Source organism: Chelativorans sp. (assembly GCF_031180965.1).
In the GTDB taxonomy this organism is placed as follows: domain Bacteria; phylum Pseudomonadota; class Alphaproteobacteria; order Rhizobiales; family Rhizobiaceae; genus Chelativorans.
This window is the reverse complement of sequence record NZ_JAPSLH010000005.1, coordinates 207412-222054: the sequence shown is the minus strand read 5'-3', so window position 1 is coordinate 222054 and position 14643 is coordinate 207412. Positions and strand designations below refer to the sequence as shown.

Below are 14643 nucleotides of genomic sequence, written 5' to 3'. Positions count from 1 at the left end.
GCGGCATCTGTGTCCGATGCCGCTCCTCATCACCCTTCGCCCCGACATTAAGAACGTCGGTCTCGCGGGTGTTCATCCACACCGGCGAAGCCCACTCCTGCCAGACCTCCAACGGGAAGCGCTCCGGTGGATGGACCACCGGGGCGGTGACCTCCATCCCCTCAGCCCATTTCCGGAAAACGGCGATGTATTCGGGCATTCCGCCACCGGTCCGGGCGGCGTCGGTGCGAAAATGCTTGTAGAGAAGGCGATCAGCCTTGGTCTTCTGCATCTCCTTCACCGGACAGCGCCAGACGGTAATCAGGCGATGGAAGGTCCACCCTTCCTCGACGTGGGTACGAATGCATTCGCCGGTGAAGTGATAGAGGCCGCGGTCGCCTTTCTCTGAGCTGTTGGAGTAATAGACCAGGTCTTTGACGTGGATGGCCGACAACCTGCCCGGTCGTGTGACGCGCAGCTTTTCCCGGACCAGGTGACGATACGAGGCGAAGAACTCCTCGTGCGAGGCGACGTTACCCATGTCGCGCTCGCTTTCTGAATAGATGTAGAGGCTGGAGAACGGTGGCGAATAGACCGACAGGTCGATGGAGTTGGACGGCATCTCGGCCGTGAATTCTACGGTATCGGCGTTGTACGCCGCCCAGCCTTCGCCGGCAGCTTGATCGAGAACGTTCATGACAGCATCCACGCCGGCAGCGTGGCCTCCTGATGGGGCTGGTAGGTGAGAAGGGTTTTCGAGGAGCGGGCCGCACGCGACATGGCGGCGGCCATTGCGGCCTTCATGGCATCGTGATCGCCGGCCTTGCGGCTGACCACCTGCCAAATGGCCTCTTCGGTATCTGCGCAGACGACATGCACCTCGACGGCGCGCTTCTGTCGGAACCGCCAGCAGCGCCGAACGGCCTGGTAGAAGCTCTCGTACGAGAATGAGAGGCCCATGAACGCCATGCGGGCACAGTGTTGCCAATTGAGCCCAAACCCGCAGATCGAGGGCTTGCTGAGCAGGATGCGGATTTCGCCGCGGGCAAACGCCTGCAGCCGCTCCTCCTTCTTCTCGATGGACATGGAGCCGCGGACTTCGACGGCTTCGGGGATGGCCTCGCGAACGGCGTCGGCGTCGTAATCGGTCTCAACCCAGATGATCCACGGCTCGCTCGGCTCCGCCGCGACAATCTCTGCAAGCTTCGCGGCGCGCGCGATGCTGGTCAGCCGCTTCTCTCGATGAATGGACGTTGCCGACATGTCCGGCGTTCGGAAGAGCCGGATTTGGCCGTTCTTTTCCTCACCGGTATCAATGCCGCGATCAGCCGCAACCAAGTGCCGATGAAGGTTTAGCGGTGGCATCTCGAACCCGTCGTCGGAGAAGCCGAGATCGGAGGGTTTGGATACGCATCGAGCCCAGGAAGCTACCCAATCCCAGAACGGCCGGACGGCCGGTTTCTTGAGCCGGTAACGCCCCATCTGCGTCTGGTCGGCAATGAACCAACGTGACAGCATCTCGGGCGCTTCCATCACGCCGAGGAAATGGGAGTGCTGGCCAAGCTCGGTATGATCGTTCGGCGCCGGCGTGGCGGTGCAGGCAAGCCGGTAAGGCGTGCGTTCGAAAGCCTTGATCAGCCGGCGCGTCGTCTTGCCGGTGAAGCTCTTCAGAATCGAGCTCTCGTCGAGGATCATACCGCCCCAGAGATCCGGATTGACCTTCTCCAGGCGCTCGTAGTTGGTAACCACGATGCGCGGCCGGATAGGCGCGGCACCATCCCGGCTTTGAGTCGCCTCGATGCCGAACGCCTGCGCCTCCTCGACGTGCTGAGCTCCAACAGCCAGTGGCGCAAGCATCAGAACGGGCTTGTTGGTGCGCCTGACAATTTCGTTGCCCCAGACAAGCGCCATCGCAGTCTTGCCCAGGCCGGTATCGTAGAATAGCGCGCCCGAGCCGCAGCGCAGAGCAAAGGCGGCGCCGTGGCGCTGATGATCGAAGAGGCGGGAGGGGAGAGCGCCTTCGTCAACGTCCGTAAAGCCGGACGGCTGGAACGCGACGCGCTTGCCGGCAATCAGTTCATGGTAGGATTGGAGGGTCATGCCCGTGCCCTCCTTCCCGTGCCGTCGTACGTTGAGATGGCCTTGAGGTACGGCCGTTCCTCCAGAACGGTCCTGGGCGAGCGCCACGACTTCCGGCCAGCACGCCGCTGCAGGTCCTCTTGTCGGTAATTGGAGGCGAGCCGGTTGATGGCTTGGAAGACGCCGAGCTGCTGAGCCTGCGACCGCTCGAAGCGGTGCGCCATGTAGAGGTCGTAAAGCTCGGCTCCGCGCTGCCTGCGCCGGTTATTGAAATCGTGCCGGCACTTACGGGCGCAAAATTCGCCTTTGCCCGTCATGGGGCAACCGCATTCGAGGCAGACGTGTACACGCACCATCACGCCGCCCTCCCCTCGCGATGCGCACCATCGGCCCATACAGAGCCGTCAGGCATGCGGTAGGTGATGGTCTCGGCCCGTTCGTCGGCATCGACCTGCTCGCCCGGCACGAGGCTGGGCAGATACAGGTGATTGGGGCAGCCGACTCGCTGCGCCTCAATTGTCAGAACGCGATCAAAACGCGCGCAGTACCAAGCCCCAGCCGAGCCGATGGCTGAGTGTAAGCATGTGCGGCAATTTCGAAGGGCGAACTGACCGGCGTGACAAACGCCATAGCTGGGACAGTTGAAGGCCTGGCAGAGGTAATAGCTGGGATCGTCGCTCACCCTTGCCGGCGCGGCATTTGCATCCCTGATACGCTCCGCCTTGGCCAGCAAAGCCGAGCCCTGCGCGGCGTCATAGCGGATGCGCTCGCCGTAGAGCTCATCGGTGTCCTTGTTCTTGGCGAGATAAAAGGCGCGCGTCAGCCCTTTCAGGTGCATGTAGACCTGCATCTGCGCGACGTGTTCGGGTTTCGAAATTGCTACTCCGTGGCGGAGCAGCTGCGCGAAGGATCTGGCATTGTGCGTCTTGCATTCGAGCAGGTGCGGCGTCGTGGGCGCCTCAAGAATGCCCGTGGCGATCCCATCCAGATGGCCGGCGAAGTGGCCGTCCAGAGCGGTGACTTCCCACTGCTCGCCTGTGGCAGGGTCAACGGCCTCGATCTTCACTCCAGCCAGGGCGAGATAGGCGACAAGTCGCGCCTCCTCTTCATGCCCGGTCTGGAACAGGCGCAGCTTGCGGCCGTCGAAGACTTCGGGCTCGTGCGCCCAGCGGAAGCGATACCAAAGGTGGCGCTCGCAGGGATGACCAATGGAGGATCCGCGCACGACGTGATCGAAGTCGCGATCTTCAGCGGCTTCCACCGCAGCGTCGATCGCAACGACGGTCAACGAGATGGAGTTCGGAAGGGCCACCATTATGCTGCCCTCCCACATGAGGAGCAGAAGTATCGGCCGCGCTTATTCAGCCAACCGAACAGCCGGACGAATACATCGCGCTTGACGCCCCTAAAGGCGAGCTGACGAGGGCACCGGTAGCAGGTGAGGATCATCTACTCGCCCTCCCTCGGCAGGAAGATGCGAGCGGGGGCCGGTCCGGACACGTCGATAGTGTAGCCACCGGCACGACCTGTGCCTCGGTTCACCTTGACGGAAATCCCGGGCAGTTTTTTGCCGTCCGGCCCAAGACCGCCAATTTGCTCCAGAACTTCGTGTGCCATGCGCTCACGGATTTCATCTTCGGTGACACTGGCGCGGAAGCTGATCGTCTCGGGGTGGATGAGCCTGACCATCACGCCACCTCCCGAATCCGAAGGCGGTCTGACGTGAAGTAGCCGCGCCAACTGCGAAGCTGCCGTTCCGCATCTTGCTTTGCCCTGCGTCGTGCCGCCTGCTCGTCAGAGGGGCCTGACGCAGCGATCCTGACGGTGGTCAGCTTGTTCCAGGCGCTGCCGCGCTGGATTTCGATGATGAGGCTCGCCATCACGCCACCTCGTCTTTCACGAGGTACAGGATGGATTGCTTTTGCCCGACCACGACGAAGATTTGGCCAGGATTGGCGCGGGCCAGCTTGTCAGCCTGCACCGTCGCGGCTTCTTCGCTGCCGTACTCAAAGGGCCAGACGGAAGGGCGGATGCGACCGGTGCTATCGCCGCGGCGGAAGACCCAAAAGCCACCGCCGATAATCTCGCCGTCTCGCGGCAGCTTGGGATTTTTGAGCCAGCCGCCGCGCTGCTTCTTCGGCTTGCGAGGCAAACGGATATCGTTCATCGTCTCGATCCTTTTCGAGCGAAGTGAAAATCGTTCGGGATGGAGTGCCGGGCGGTTCGGTTTACGAGGCCTGCGACCGCCCGGCCGCTACGTCATGCAGCCGGCTTTCGCCACGGTGCTGACCCGCCGGAGCCGTTAGCGCCGGTCTGGGGCGGCGGAGGAGTAAATCTCTGCTGCGGTGCCGTGCCCTGCCCCGCCGGCGCCCCGCCGACCGGCTTCACCGAAGTGACTTCATTCGACGGGCTATAGCCAGGGTCCTGCCTCACCTTCACGCGGATCGTGCAGGCAATGCCGTGAAGCTCGCTCGAGTCCTGTGGCGTCAGCTTTCCCGTTGCCTGGCGGATGGCAGCGAACTGCGACTGGGCGATCGAGATCACCTTGTCTATGTTGTTCATGTTTTCGCCCCACATGTTGAGGCGCTGCCAGATCAGGCGTCCGTCATAAGGACCGGTTTCGACCTGCCATGTCAGCCGAAGGCAGCGGCCCTTGTTCTCCCGCTTCGAAATATCCTCGACGTCGCTCTCGATGATCTTGGCACGGTACTCGCCGGCCGGGATCGGCTCGAAATCGCCGCCGGGCTCGGCATTCGGATCATAGCTTCCTGCGATGTTGGCCATTTATGCGGCCTCCTTCTGCGTCTCGGCCGGAGCCGGCGTATTGGGAAAATAGGGGGCAAGCAGGTCGTATCCTTTGCCCCTGTCGTAGCGGAACGTCGGCGGCATGTCGTAGCGGTTGCCGGCAACATAGGCCGGCGTGCCCTGGGCGTGGATCATGCGGACGTCGCCGCTGACGTCCGCCCTCGCCCGCTTCTTGTTGAATCCTGCCTCCTCCGTTTTCACGACTACGGGCCTCTTAAGCAGGAAGATGCAGTCCATCTCCCGCTCGATGGCGCCGACGGCGCGCTTGTCGAGGTCGATTTCGTAGCGGTCGTAGGAAACGGTTTCCGGATCGTCGAAGCGCGTCACCTTGGAATGGGCGATCAGGATGATGCCCATTCCCTTGTCGCGGCGAAGGGCGTTGATGCCGTCGATGAACTCCTGCCAGATGCGCTGGGCATAGACGTAGCCCTTGCCGTAGCCGAAATCCTCGATGTTGGCCTTGGCGTTGCCTTTCTCGTCGCCGCGAGCGCACGTCTCCGCGAAGACGAGCTTCTCCATCTCCGTGATCGAGTCGATGACGACGTGCTGGAAGTCGTGCTCCTCGACATAGAGGGCAGCGAGCGCATCCATTACATCCGTGAACGATGACAGCTTGCCGAACGAAACCAGCTCGGTAGTGCCCTCGCCTTCCTCGACCTGCAGGAAGACTGCGTTCGGGAACTCGCTGGCCAGAGTGGTTTTGCCCATCTTCGGCGGGCCGTAGATGAGGATGCGAGGCGGCTTGTCCGCTCGCACCGTTTTCAGATCAGATAGCGAAATCGCCATGATCTTCTCCTTGCATTGATGGCGCAGTTGGGTACCACCCGCCGCTTGCGCCGTCGTGCGACGGGTGAAAGGTGAGGTCGAGCCTCTGCGCGGGCAGAAGCCGCACCCAGGAAAGACCGTTGGCCCTCGGGAGCCACGTGATGGCGATTGCGGTGACAAGACTGTCGTCGGCGATCACTCTCGCCTCGACGATCGTGTCCAGCATTGCCTTGAGGCGATTGTCGATGTCGGCTGAGCCGGACATGCGCTCCACGCCAATGATCGCGATGACGCGGCCGGGCATGGAGGCAACCTTCTGCCTCCGTATGTCCGCAACGCCCATGCGGACGAAGTCGTCATAGTGGCGCGTCTTAACGCGCCCCACGCCCTTCACGTTCTTGAACAGGTGGTTCGCGCTCGGCGGCGTCGGCATTGTGAAGCTGACGGAAGCGGGCAGGTCCGCCAGGATACCCGCTTCCGTCGTGATCGGCCCTGCCGTGGCCTGAACCTTGCGCGCCAGGGCAGTCATCAGAGGCAGCCTCCGGCGCCCAGAGTTCCGCTCGCGCGATCGCATCCAGCAAGAGCCTCATGGCGTCGCTGCGCAGTTCGTTCGACTGCGATATCATCCTGCGAGCCCGCAATTCGGCCGAATGCTTCAATCGCTTCGCGATGAAATTCCTCATCCTGAACGGCAAGAGCCGTCGCCAGCCTTGCGGTGCGCGTAACGAATTCGGCATGATCTCGCTTGGCCTCCTCAATCCTCTTGCGTTCAAGCTTCTGAGCATGCGCCACCGCCGCGAGCTCGACCATTTCGTGATAGCGGACGCCGGCGGCCTCACGATGCCAGAAGGAGCGAACACGTCGCCGCGTCCAAGAATGCGGCTGATCCAGATCCCGAAAGTGCCGACATATTGCGTCGTAGACGCGATCGATCAGATCGGCCTTTCCGTCCCAGCAGTCTCCACCAATTTCCGCGACGAGCTTTCTTGCGAGCGCAACATCAGACATAGGCGCCCCCTTCCTTTCCGTGTTTGCGGACAACTTTTCCATGACGCTGTTTTCCTTTGCCCCTAAGTGTTGCCTCGGACAGTGAGGCGCTTGAGGCGCAGGAAGGATCGAAGCGATTGCAGTCGCGACGATCAAAAGAAATGGCGGCAGAGGCCCGGGGGTGCCCCTGCCGCCGGTCACCGTTCGGGGAGGAGGACGAACGGGAATTCATGCCGCAGTCTCCTGCTGCGCGGGGCGAGCCACTCCGGAGGGCCACTGGGCGCAGGCGGGCCAGTGATCAGAAAACCACCGAAGAGCAGCGTTGTACCGCCCCAGCGTGATGTCCGCTCCGCCACGAAGGCTCGCGAGCTTTTTGCTGTCATTGAAGACCCAGAAGCTCAACGTGACATCCTTCGTGCCCGTGGCACGGGAGTACTCGTCGGCGAGGCGGAGGAGGTGCGCGATTTCAATCATGCGCAGCACCATCGGTCTTTTTCCCGAATTTGTCAACGGTTTTCTTCCCGAATGCTTCAAAGCGCAAAGTCGGGAATAATACCGATTATGCTAAAGGATATATTGGACAGGATTGATCAGAGGCTCACTGAAGTGGGCCTTACGGAGTCGCGCGCCAGTAAGCTCGCCGGTCTGAGCGACTCGGCAATTCGCGACATGCGCCGCGCTGTCCGTTCCGGGCGCGAGCGTGCGGGCGTGTCAACGCGCACGCTCGCCGCCCTAGCTCCAGTTCTCGATACAACGGCCGATTGGCTCCTCACCGGGAGCGGAGATCCATCCCCGTCCCACACAGCTCTGAGCACTTCGCACGATCACATGGTCCCCGTTCGCGGCACGGCCGCTGGCTCGCACGAACGAGGCTCATTTCAGTTCACCGGCGATGAGATCGATTATGTACCCAGGCCGCCGGCGCTTGCAGGAGTGCGAAATTTGTTTGCCCTTTATGTCGAGGGCGATTCGATGGAGCCAGAGCACCGACCAGGTGACTTGAGGTTTATCGCCCCTGACCGCCCAGCTCGATCTGGCGATACGGTTATTGTTGAAGCACGCGACGATCCCGGCGAGCCGGAGTGGGCGATGATCGGCCACCTCATCAGCCGCGGCGAGGAGATTGTAATCGGCAAGCTCAATCCGAAAAAGGAGGTTCGCATTCCACGCCTCTTGGTCAAGCGCATTCACAAGGTCTTGAGCCAAAACGAGCTGTTTGGAAGATAACCGATCGACATGCAAAGCTGCACCAGGCTCTGCCCTCTCCTCTGAATAATCGACAACTTCCATTTCAGTGCACGCCCCGGCCGGATCGTTCTGCCGGGGCTTTTCATTAGGGTAATTCCCCGGGCGCGTGACCCTGGCTCGGTTTTATTCCCGATTCCCTCTTGCGCCTCGGTTTTTTTCCCGATAATATCCTCCCATCAACAGCGGCTCAGCCGAGAGATGGGAACCTTCATGAACGCCATAGTCCGAAACGCTCCTGGTCTGACAGACGTGCTGGCAAAGCTGGCAAGCGGCGTTGCAGCGCCTCCCCTAGCCCTGCAGGACGCAATCACCCTCTACGGCGACGACGGCGTGATGCGCGCCATGGCGATGAAGGCGATCTCTGCCGGCCGTGCCGCGTTCTGGTCGAGCGCCACCTATCAGAGCCAGCGGGCGCTCTGCCTCTGCGGCAACCTCAACAGCGGCATGTCTTTCGCGGACGCCATGGCCGACGCCTACCGGCACTGCTCGGGCGCGGAAAAGCTCCGCGCGCTCGACACGCTGGTGCCGCTCAATCGCAAGGCCGCCGAGGCCCTTTCCCTCGCCTATGCCGGGCTGGGCACGTGGCGCGACGAGCACGAGCTGCTGATGCGGCGCGTGAGGAGGAGGGCGTGATGCTTACCTTCCGGAAAACCGATACGGCGGCGCCGTGGCCAGCTTGGCGCGTATTCGCCGGAGCGAATTGCCTCGGGACTGTAGTTGACGCAATCGACGCCGAAGCGGGCATGCGCTGGCGCGCCGTAGCACCTGACGGAACTAGATTCTCGGCGCGATCAAAGGCCACTGCCGCGCATCGACTGCGCATCCATGCCGCCAAGTCGGAGGGCCGCTCCAATGCGTGACCTCGCCCAGGACCTCCTCTCCCTCGCCGCCGTCTCGATCTTCGTCGCGGTCGCCGCGGCCTATCTCGGAGCATTCGCGTCATGACCGACGAGCTCCGTCACATCGCCACCGCCGAAGCTCTCGGAGACAAGCTGGCCCGCACCGATCACCCCGACCTCCATCGTTCCGAAGCCGAGCGGAAAGCAGCGGCCTACGAGGAGAACGTAAAGCGGCAGGCCAAGCTCGTGCGCAAGCTCATCAGAGGCTCCGATGCTTCCTGATCCGGTCTGCCTGCGCGCCGAGACAATGCGCGCCGAGTTCGCCGAGGCGAAGCTCCAGTGTCTCAAAGGCAACCGGCTCCTCGCGGAGCACCACGCGCGCCGCGCCCTCGGCCTCGCCTCATCCCTGAAAAGCCACCGTGCCCCCAAGGCCGCGATGACGGCGCTCAACCTCATTCGGAGGAAGTCATGAAGTCCAATCGCCACATCGTTGATCAGCTCGCGGACGTGCGGGCGCAGAAAAAAGCTCTGGAAGCGAAAGAGGAGGAGCTGAAGGTCCTTATTTCCAAGGCCATGGGCTCTGCCGACAGCCTCGGGGGCGATCAGTTTATCGCCTTTCAGAAAGTGTCCACCAGGAAGGGCATTTACGACATGAAGAAGATCGAGGCCACCTTCGGCGACATGTCGCTCTTCCGTAAACCAGACGTCACCGTCTACCAGATCGTCGTCGAGCCTCGCATCATGGAGGCGGCAGAGTGACGACGATCCTCGCCATAGCAGCTGCAGTGGCGGTCTCGCTGCTTATCTTAGCAATTCTGCTCCGCGCCATCGCTTGCCCAGATCCGGATGAATTCCTGGACAAGCCCGACGACTGGGGCGGCCAATGACTGAGACCACAACGACAGACGAGGCGGAAGAGCGACGGCTCGTGTTTCGGCACTGGACACACGAGGACTTCATCACGGCGCTCCTCGCAGCCGAAGCCGAGCGCGACCGGCTCGCCTCCCGCGTGGCTGAACTGGAAGCGGAGAACGCCCGCCTCGAAGAGAGGCAGGCCGAAGCGGATCGGCTGATCGAGCCGTTTGCTGTGGCTGCTCCCTACTGGCAGGGGTTCCACGACTTCCAGCAAATAACCCATCGCAATCATAGCATCGAAGTCGGCCACCTTCGCGCCGCCCGCGCCTACCGCGACAAGGGGAGGGAGTGATGCCCGACATCAACTGGAAAGAGATCGACCGAGAGACCGCCAGAGCAGAAGCCAATGCCGAGGGCGGGGAGGCGGTGGCGGAGTTTGGCCAAGGCAACTGGGCCGTAGATATCGGCACCATGCACGGAAAACCTGCCGTTTTCGTCGCGCCGGCGAAAATGCCGGGGGTAGTTGGTACGACTGCCGCACGCGAGAACAATCCTCATGATCGCCTTGTCGCTGGCGAATGGTTCATGACATTCCCCACGATGGCGCAGGCGCAGCTTGTTGCTGACGCATTGTGCAATCAAGCCCACCCCGCCCCGCAGCCGAGCGGGCCGGTGAAGGCGCTGGAGTGGAACCCCTTCAGGGCTGAAACGCCGTGGGGCTATTACCATATCGATGACCAGAGGGATCGCCCCGCCGAGGAGTTGAAAGGGCGTCTTCCGTTCTTGCTTTCCGGTTCACACACGGATCTCTCACGATACCAGACTCTTGAAGCCGCCAAAGCCGCCGCGCAAGCCGATTACGAGCGGCGCGTCCTCTCCGCCCTCGCGTCATCCAAGCCGGATGCCCCGCACATGGCGGTGCCGAGCGGGCCGGAGACGGTTTTGCGCGGCGAAGATTGGGAAAATGCCGCTCACGAGCTGTTCTGGAAAACTGGTAAAGAACACCTATTCGAGTTGCTTCGCGCTCAGGCGCATGACGAGGCTGAAGAGCGTCTTGCCAAATCGGCAGCCCCCGCCGCCCCTACAGCAGGAGGGGAAGATGCGTAAACTGAAGGACTTTCCAACCGGCGCCGTACTGTCTGTTGTCACCGGGCGCCTCGTCTCCGAAAACCACATAGACGGGGTTTATGAGGTTCTCAACTGGATGACGGGCAAGAGCCTCTACACCCACCAACTTCCGCGCGTCAGCCGCGAAGCCGAACCTCTGATCCTGGCGCTCCATCCCGACCTAGCCCACGCCAAGGAAGAAGCCGAGCAAGTCAACGGCGACAACTGGCGCGAGTGGCTGGCCACATGGAAGGCCCGCTATGGCGAGACGATCGGCGTGCCGAAGATGACGATCGCCGAGCACGAGCGCATAGATCCGCTGAGCGAGCTTTCAGAAAAGGTTCATCCAGATCGTATTGCCGTCCTCAAAGCAATGGAGGGCCAGAGCGATGGCGAGTGAGCTGCGGGAACGCCTTGAAGCGGCGCGGGCGGAAGTAGCTCGACTGGAGCACGAAGCGGCGACAGCCACTTGCGCTGAGCTTGGCCATGATTGGCACTGTCTCGGCGGCGCAAACTGCGGCTGTTTCGATGATGCCTGCTGCTCGGTTCCAGTGCATGAATGCCGAAGATGCGGCGCTTGCGACTACGGCGAAAACGAGTGGGCGAGAGACCAGATAGCCAAGTGCCCGCTTCCGGCCGAATACGGGGAATATCTCGCCACCCTCCGCGCCCTTGAAGCACAGGGAGGGGCCGCCATCCGCTCTTTAAAGGAGGCGAAGGATGGCTAGGCTGACAGCAACCCAGCGAGCAATTCTTGAGCGACTGGCGAGCGGCCCGAAAACGCTCTCAGAGGCGCGGCAGGGAGGGCCGAACAGAATGCCCTCGCTGATAATGGCCGGGCTTGCTCGCGCGGTTAGCGCCGAACATCAGCCGCGAGACCTGCCGCTTCTCTTTGAGATCACCGAAGCCGGCCGCCTCGCCCTCGATAAGAAGGAAGGGGATACGCCGTGACGCGCCCCCTCCGCGAAATGGTGGATATCGGGGACGACGAGCCCGTTACCCTTGCGGAGGCATGCCGGCTGTTCTTCGGTGGCCGGCTGTCGCCGTCGGCCCTGCGCACCGAGGCGGCAAAGGGCAATCTCGAGATCATGCAGATCGCCAGGAAGGACTTCGTGACCAAGCGCGCGATCGAGGAGATGAAGCAACGATGCCTCAGAAGCGCAAGCCGCCCCGCCTCTGGCTCCGACGTGAAGGCGGAAAATCGAACTGGGTCATCCTCGACGGCGCCAAGCATATCCGCACAGGATGCGCTTCGCATGAAGCTTCAGAAGCGGAAAGAAAGCTCGCCGAGTACATCGCGAGCAAGTACCAAGCCCCGCGGGGAGGTCGTGCCGCTGAGATAACAATCGGGGACGTCCTCCTCGTTTACCTCGAGGAGAAAGCCCCATCCACTTCACGACCGAAGGAGACCGAAGCCGCCATCGCGCGGCTTAATGAGTTCTTCGGCGCCTATAAGGTTGCAGATATCAAGGGCAAGCTCTGCCGCGATTTCGTCGCCCACAGGGGCACTCAGGCAGGGGCCAGGCGCGACCTTGAGGTTCTTCGCGCCGCTATCCGCTACTACCACAAGGAATACGGGCTGGACGTGCTGCCAGCCTTTACCCTTCCGGAGAAGAGCCAGCCGAGGGAACGGTACCTGACGCGCCCGGAAGCAGCACTGCTTCTGTGGGCCGCGCTGGGCTGGGAAAAGGTGAAGGAGGGAGAAGGCCCGAACTCTTACGATAAATGGATTCGCCGGCGCGACCAGAAGCGCAGCCATCTGGCACGGCTTATCCTGATCGGGCTCTATACCGGCACCCGGCCGGGGGCAATCAAGGGGCTCCAGTGGATGCGGAACACCACCGGCGGATGGGCCGATGTGGAGCGCGGCGTGATCTTTCGCCGAGCGGAGGGGGAGCGTGTCGCCCACAACAAGCGCAAGCCGCCGGTGAAGATGGCGCGGCGCTTGCTGGCGCATATGAAGCGATGGAGGCGCTTGGAGGGCTGGGAAGTGGATGCGGAAGGGAAAGAAAGGGTCGGCCTCCGTTTCGTTGTGCACTACCAGGGCAAGCCGATCGTGAAGGAGAACAAGGCATTCAGGAGCGCTAGATCCGCCGCCGGGCTTTCTTCAGACGTGACACCGCACATCCTGCGCCATACGCGCGGCACCTGGCTTGCGCAGGCGCATGTGCCGCCGAATGAGGCCGCCGCTTCTCTCGGCCTGACCGTCGAGGAATATGAGCGCACCTACCTGCACAATGATCCTGAGTTCCAGAGATCGGCGGCCGATGCTTATTGAGAACGCCGCAACGGTTCGCAATGTTTCCGCAATGCTTCGCGGAACATCAGCCGAACAGAGCGAGATCAGGAGCAGCGAGAATGCCCGGATTTGCTGGGTTTCCTGCGAGCCTACCTTTTTCGGGACGAGGGGGTCGCAGGTTCAAATCCTGCCACTCCGACCAGTAAACAAGGCTTGGCACTTCGCCCCTCCACGTGGATAGTTTTCGATCCGTCGCGATTATACGGGTCATAGTAGCGCCGCAGGGAGCAGCAGTACCGCGTCTGGTGCGGACCCGCATGCAAGACGGGTTGCAAGGGGATCGCGGGTAGATGTCCTGACCGCGCATTGTGCCTGAGGATGTGCCGCGAGCCCCGCTCGCGCGCCGACTTTGAATCCTTCATACCGCACCGCGCGCCGGCCTCGCACGGCGGACTCCGGCAGCGCTCGCCCCGGTTGGCGCGCTACATCGCTGCCATGCATGCCAGCGCTAAGCGGACGCTGAGTTCCTCTCGCCGCAGCCTTCAGCCTCGCCCGGTCCCCGCCAGGAACGGGCGCCCCGGCGAGCACACCAGCTGCGCTGTCCGAGTACCATTTAAAACGTTTGCACAACGTGGTTCAGCTCGATAGAAAAGGAGCAGGAGTGTTTCGCCAAGATGGCCACGCGCGGCATGACGCTGAAGGAACTCGCCAGGGAGCTCGACCTCTCGATAACGACGGTTTCGCGCGCGCTTGCCGGCCATGAAGCCATCGCGCTGAGGACGCGCGAGCGGGTGCGCGAGGCCGCCCGGGCTCACGGCTATGTGCCGAATGTGGCTGCGCGCCAGCTCGTTTCCGGCCGCAGCGGCTTTGTCGGCCTCGTCCTGCCCATCCGCGGCCCCAATTTCATGGATTCCTATGTGGGTGAATTCATCACCGGTCTCGGCGAAGGCCTGGTCGAGCACGGCATCGACCTTCTGATCGCGACGGCCCAGCCGGGCCAGTCGGAACTGGCGGTGCTCAAGCATGTGGTCGAATCCCGCCGCGCCGACGGCGTCGTCGTGCCGCGCATCGCCGAGAGGGACGAGCGGCTCGCCTATCTCATGGAGCGCGGATTTCCCTTTGTCGCCCATGGTCGGCTCCTGAACGACAGGACCTCATACAACTGGCTCGACACGGACAGCGTGACCGCCTTCGGCGAGGCTTTCGACCTGCTCTACGGGCTCGGCCACCGCCATTTCGGCATGGTCAGCATCACCGATCCCATGACCTTCCGCCACCTGCGCGAGCGCGGCATGCGCGAGGCCATCGCGCGGCGCGGCGATCCATCGGTGCGGCTCGACATCGTCGCCGCACCGCGCTTCGACCGCGGCGCCACCGTCGCCGCCATCAACGACCTTCTCCATCGCCCCAACCGGCCGACCGCAATTCTGGGCATCTTCGACGAATTGGCGCTGACGGTCATGGAGGAGGCTGCGCGGGCGGGCCTGTCGATCCCGCGCGACCTTTCCGTGGTCGGCTTCGACAATATCACCGCCGCTGCCTATGCGCCGCCGGGCCTTACCACCTTCGACGCCGGCACACGCATCGCGGCGCGCGAGATCGGCCACATGCTGATCTCGGCCATCGAAGGGCCGCGCGATGCCAAGCTGACACGGCTGATCCGGCCGAAGCTGGTGGCGCGCGCAAGCCATGGGCCGGCGCCGTCGGCGAAAATCTGATCCACGACTGCAACAAGGGAGG

At 62.6% G+C, this 14643-nt stretch carries 23 protein-coding genes; 12 read left to right on the top strand and 11 right to left on the bottom strand.

Annotated features, from left to right (window positions below; genetic code table 11):
• The 11 genes from RIN79_RS06215 to RIN79_RS06165 form a co-directional block, all read right to left on the bottom strand.
• Positions 1–676 (bottom strand): site-specific DNA-methyltransferase (locus RIN79_RS06215; RefSeq protein WP_309083760.1); only part of this gene is annotated, 676 nt, incomplete at its 3' end.
• Positions 673–2166 carry a helicase-related protein gene (locus RIN79_RS06210; RefSeq protein WP_309083759.1) on the bottom strand — a complete coding sequence of 498 codons (1494 nt, stop codon included), beginning with the start codon at positions 2164–2166 and terminating at the stop codon, positions 673–675. The genes RIN79_RS06210 and RIN79_RS06215, both read right to left, overlap by 4 nt.
• 247 nt (positions 2167–2413) lie before the next feature.
• Positions 2414–3373, bottom strand: a complete 960-nt coding sequence (locus tag RIN79_RS06205; protein WP_309083758.1) for an oxidoreductase — start codon at positions 3371–3373, stop codon at positions 2414–2416.
• A 134-nt stretch (positions 3374–3507) separates the two neighbouring features.
• Positions 3508–3747: a hypothetical protein gene (locus RIN79_RS06200; RefSeq protein WP_309083757.1), complete on the bottom strand. Its 240-nt coding sequence runs from the start codon at positions 3745–3747 to the stop codon at positions 3508–3510.
• The gene (locus RIN79_RS06195) at positions 3747–3938 is read right to left on the bottom strand and encodes a hypothetical protein (RefSeq protein WP_309083756.1); all 192 of its coding nucleotides are present in this window, start codon (positions 3936–3938) and stop codon (positions 3747–3749) included. Before RIN79_RS06195 ends, RIN79_RS06200 begins: the two co-directional genes overlap by 1 nt.
• Positions 3938–4225, bottom strand: a complete 288-nt coding sequence (locus tag RIN79_RS06190; protein WP_309083755.1) for a hypothetical protein — start codon at positions 4223–4225, stop codon at positions 3938–3940. Before RIN79_RS06190 ends, RIN79_RS06195 begins: the two co-directional genes overlap by 1 nt.
• Positions 4226–4317: 92 nt before the next feature.
• A complete protein-coding gene (locus RIN79_RS06185; RefSeq protein WP_309083754.1) occupies positions 4318–4842 on the bottom strand; it encodes a DUF669 domain-containing protein in 525 nt (174 codons plus the stop codon).
• Entirely contained in the window at positions 4843–5649 is an 807-nt protein-coding gene (locus RIN79_RS06180) for an ATP-binding protein (RefSeq protein ID WP_309083753.1), read from the bottom strand. It lies immediately after the preceding gene.
• On the bottom strand, positions 5630–6157 hold the full coding sequence (locus RIN79_RS06175; RefSeq protein ID WP_309083752.1) for a RusA family crossover junction endodeoxyribonuclease: 528 nt from the start codon (positions 6155–6157) through the stop codon (positions 5630–5632). Before RIN79_RS06175 ends, RIN79_RS06180 begins: the two co-directional genes overlap by 20 nt.
• A complete protein-coding gene (locus tag RIN79_RS06170; protein ID WP_309083751.1) occupies positions 6157–6678 on the bottom strand; it encodes a hypothetical protein in 522 nt (173 codons plus the stop codon). Before RIN79_RS06170 ends, RIN79_RS06175 begins: the two co-directional genes overlap by 1 nt.
• 165 nt (positions 6679–6843) lie before the next feature.
• Positions 6844–7101, bottom strand: coding sequence for a hypothetical protein (locus RIN79_RS06165; protein WP_309083750.1), 258 nt, complete (start codon positions 7099–7101; stop codon positions 6844–6846).
• 39 nt (positions 7102–7140) lie between these two features.
• Between RIN79_RS06165 and RIN79_RS21545 the strand changes: the two genes are divergently transcribed.
• The 12 genes from RIN79_RS21545 (at position 7141) to RIN79_RS06105 (ending at position 14621) form a co-directional block, all read left to right on the top strand.
• On the top strand, positions 7141–7842 hold the full coding sequence (locus RIN79_RS21545) for a S24 family peptidase (RefSeq protein ID WP_375165881.1): 702 nt from the start codon (positions 7141–7143) through the stop codon (positions 7840–7842).
• Positions 7843–8073: 231 nt separating this feature from the next.
• A complete protein-coding gene (locus RIN79_RS06155) occupies positions 8074–8496 on the top strand; it encodes a hypothetical protein (RefSeq protein WP_309083748.1) in 423 nt (140 codons plus the stop codon).
• A 308-nt stretch (positions 8497–8804) separates the two neighbouring features.
• Positions 8805–8984: a hypothetical protein gene (locus RIN79_RS06150; protein ID WP_309083747.1), complete on the top strand. Its 180-nt coding sequence runs from the start codon at positions 8805–8807 to the stop codon at positions 8982–8984.
• Positions 8974–9174: a hypothetical protein gene (locus tag RIN79_RS06145; RefSeq protein WP_309083746.1), complete on the top strand. Its 201-nt coding sequence runs from the start codon at positions 8974–8976 to the stop codon at positions 9172–9174. The genes RIN79_RS06150 and RIN79_RS06145 overlap by 11 nt, the downstream gene beginning before the upstream one ends.
• The gene (locus RIN79_RS06140) at positions 9171–9461 is read left to right on the top strand and encodes a hypothetical protein (RefSeq protein ID WP_309083745.1); all 291 of its coding nucleotides are present in this window, start codon (positions 9171–9173) and stop codon (positions 9459–9461) included. Before RIN79_RS06145 ends, RIN79_RS06140 begins: the two co-directional genes overlap by 4 nt.
• Positions 9458–9589, top strand: a complete 132-nt coding sequence (locus tag RIN79_RS06135) for a hypothetical protein (protein ID WP_309083744.1) — start codon at positions 9458–9460, stop codon at positions 9587–9589. Before RIN79_RS06140 ends, RIN79_RS06135 begins: the two co-directional genes overlap by 4 nt.
• Entirely contained in the window at positions 9586–9909 is a 324-nt protein-coding gene (locus RIN79_RS06130; protein WP_309083743.1) for a hypothetical protein, read from the top strand. The genes RIN79_RS06135 and RIN79_RS06130 overlap by 4 nt, the downstream gene beginning before the upstream one ends.
• The gene (locus RIN79_RS06125) at positions 9909–10664 is read left to right on the top strand and encodes a hypothetical protein (protein ID WP_309083742.1); all 756 of its coding nucleotides are present in this window, start codon (positions 9909–9911) and stop codon (positions 10662–10664) included. Before RIN79_RS06130 ends, RIN79_RS06125 begins: the two co-directional genes overlap by 1 nt.
• Positions 10657–11064, top strand: coding sequence for a hypothetical protein (locus RIN79_RS06120; protein WP_309083741.1), 408 nt, complete (start codon positions 10657–10659; stop codon positions 11062–11064). Before RIN79_RS06125 ends, RIN79_RS06120 begins: the two co-directional genes overlap by 8 nt.
• A 416-nt stretch (positions 11065–11480) precedes the next feature.
• A complete protein-coding gene (locus RIN79_RS06115) occupies positions 11481–11615 on the top strand; it encodes a hypothetical protein (RefSeq protein ID WP_309083740.1) in 135 nt (44 codons plus the stop codon).
• A gap of 196 nt (positions 11616–11811) precedes the next feature.
• Complete coding sequence (locus tag RIN79_RS06110) at positions 11812–12942, top strand: tyrosine-type recombinase/integrase (RefSeq protein WP_309083739.1); 1131 nt, start codon at positions 11812–11814, stop codon at positions 12940–12942.
• A 635-nt stretch (positions 12943–13577) separates the two neighbouring features.
• Entirely contained in the window at positions 13578–14621 is a 1044-nt protein-coding gene (locus tag RIN79_RS06105) for a substrate-binding domain-containing protein (protein ID WP_309083738.1), read from the top strand.
• Positions 14622–14643: the final 22 nt, after the last annotated feature.

What these genes read in the sequence shown, in the direction of transcription:
- RIN79_RS06195 (WP_309083756.1), bottom strand. Translation starts at nt 3,938, where the DNA reads ATGGCGAGCCTCATCATCGAAATCCAGCGCGGCAGCGCCTGGAACAAG.
- RIN79_RS06180 (WP_309083753.1), bottom strand. Translation starts at nt 5,649, where the DNA reads ATGGCGATTTCGCTATCTGATCTGAAAACGGTGCGAGCGGACAAGCCG.
- RIN79_RS06200 (WP_309083757.1), bottom strand. Translation starts at nt 3,747, where the DNA reads ATGGTCAGGCTCATCCACCCCGAGACGATCAGCTTCCGCGCCAGTGTC.
- RIN79_RS06175 (WP_309083752.1), bottom strand. Translation starts at nt 6,157, where the DNA reads ATGACTGCCCTGGCGCGCAAGGTTCAGGCCACGGCAGGGCCGATCACG.
- RIN79_RS06150 (WP_309083747.1), top strand. Translation starts at nt 8,805, where the DNA reads ATGACCGACGAGCTCCGTCACATCGCCACCGCCGAAGCTCTCGGAGAC.
- RIN79_RS06205 (WP_309083758.1), bottom strand. Translation starts at nt 3,373, where the DNA reads ATGGTGGCCCTTCCGAACTCCATCTCGTTGACCGTCGTTGCGATCGAC.
- RIN79_RS21545 (WP_375165881.1), top strand. Translation starts at nt 7,141, where the DNA reads ATGCTTCAAAGCGCAAAGTCGGGAATAATACCGATTATGCTAAAGGAT.
- RIN79_RS06110 (WP_309083739.1), top strand. Translation starts at nt 11,812, where the DNA reads ATGCCTCAGAAGCGCAAGCCGCCCCGCCTCTGGCTCCGACGTGAAGGC.
- RIN79_RS06155 (WP_309083748.1), top strand. Translation starts at nt 8,074, where the DNA reads ATGAACGCCATAGTCCGAAACGCTCCTGGTCTGACAGACGTGCTGGCA.
- RIN79_RS06190 (WP_309083755.1), bottom strand. Translation starts at nt 4,225, where the DNA reads ATGAACGATATCCGTTTGCCTCGCAAGCCGAAGAAGCAGCGCGGCGGC.
- RIN79_RS06185 (WP_309083754.1), bottom strand. Translation starts at nt 4,842, where the DNA reads ATGGCCAACATCGCAGGAAGCTATGATCCGAATGCCGAGCCCGGCGGC.
- RIN79_RS06170 (WP_309083751.1), bottom strand. Translation starts at nt 6,678, where the DNA reads ATGGAAAAGTTGTCCGCAAACACGGAAAGGAAGGGGGCGCCTATGTCT.
- RIN79_RS06130 (WP_309083743.1), top strand. Translation starts at nt 9,586, where the DNA reads ATGACTGAGACCACAACGACAGACGAGGCGGAAGAGCGACGGCTCGTG.
- RIN79_RS06145 (WP_309083746.1), top strand. Translation starts at nt 8,974, where the DNA reads ATGCTTCCTGATCCGGTCTGCCTGCGCGCCGAGACAATGCGCGCCGAG.
- RIN79_RS06120 (WP_309083741.1), top strand. Translation starts at nt 10,657, where the DNA reads ATGCGTAAACTGAAGGACTTTCCAACCGGCGCCGTACTGTCTGTTGTC.
- RIN79_RS06165 (WP_309083750.1), bottom strand. Translation starts at nt 7,101, where the DNA reads ATGGTGCTGCGCATGATTGAAATCGCGCACCTCCTCCGCCTCGCCGAC.
- RIN79_RS06105 (WP_309083738.1), top strand. Translation starts at nt 13,578, where the DNA reads ATGGCCACGCGCGGCATGACGCTGAAGGAACTCGCCAGGGAGCTCGAC.
- RIN79_RS06125 (WP_309083742.1), top strand. Translation starts at nt 9,909, where the DNA reads ATGCCCGACATCAACTGGAAAGAGATCGACCGAGAGACCGCCAGAGCA.
- RIN79_RS06140 (WP_309083745.1), top strand. Translation starts at nt 9,171, where the DNA reads ATGAAGTCCAATCGCCACATCGTTGATCAGCTCGCGGACGTGCGGGCG.
- RIN79_RS06115 (WP_309083740.1), top strand. Translation starts at nt 11,481, where the DNA reads ATGCCCTCGCTGATAATGGCCGGGCTTGCTCGCGCGGTTAGCGCCGAA.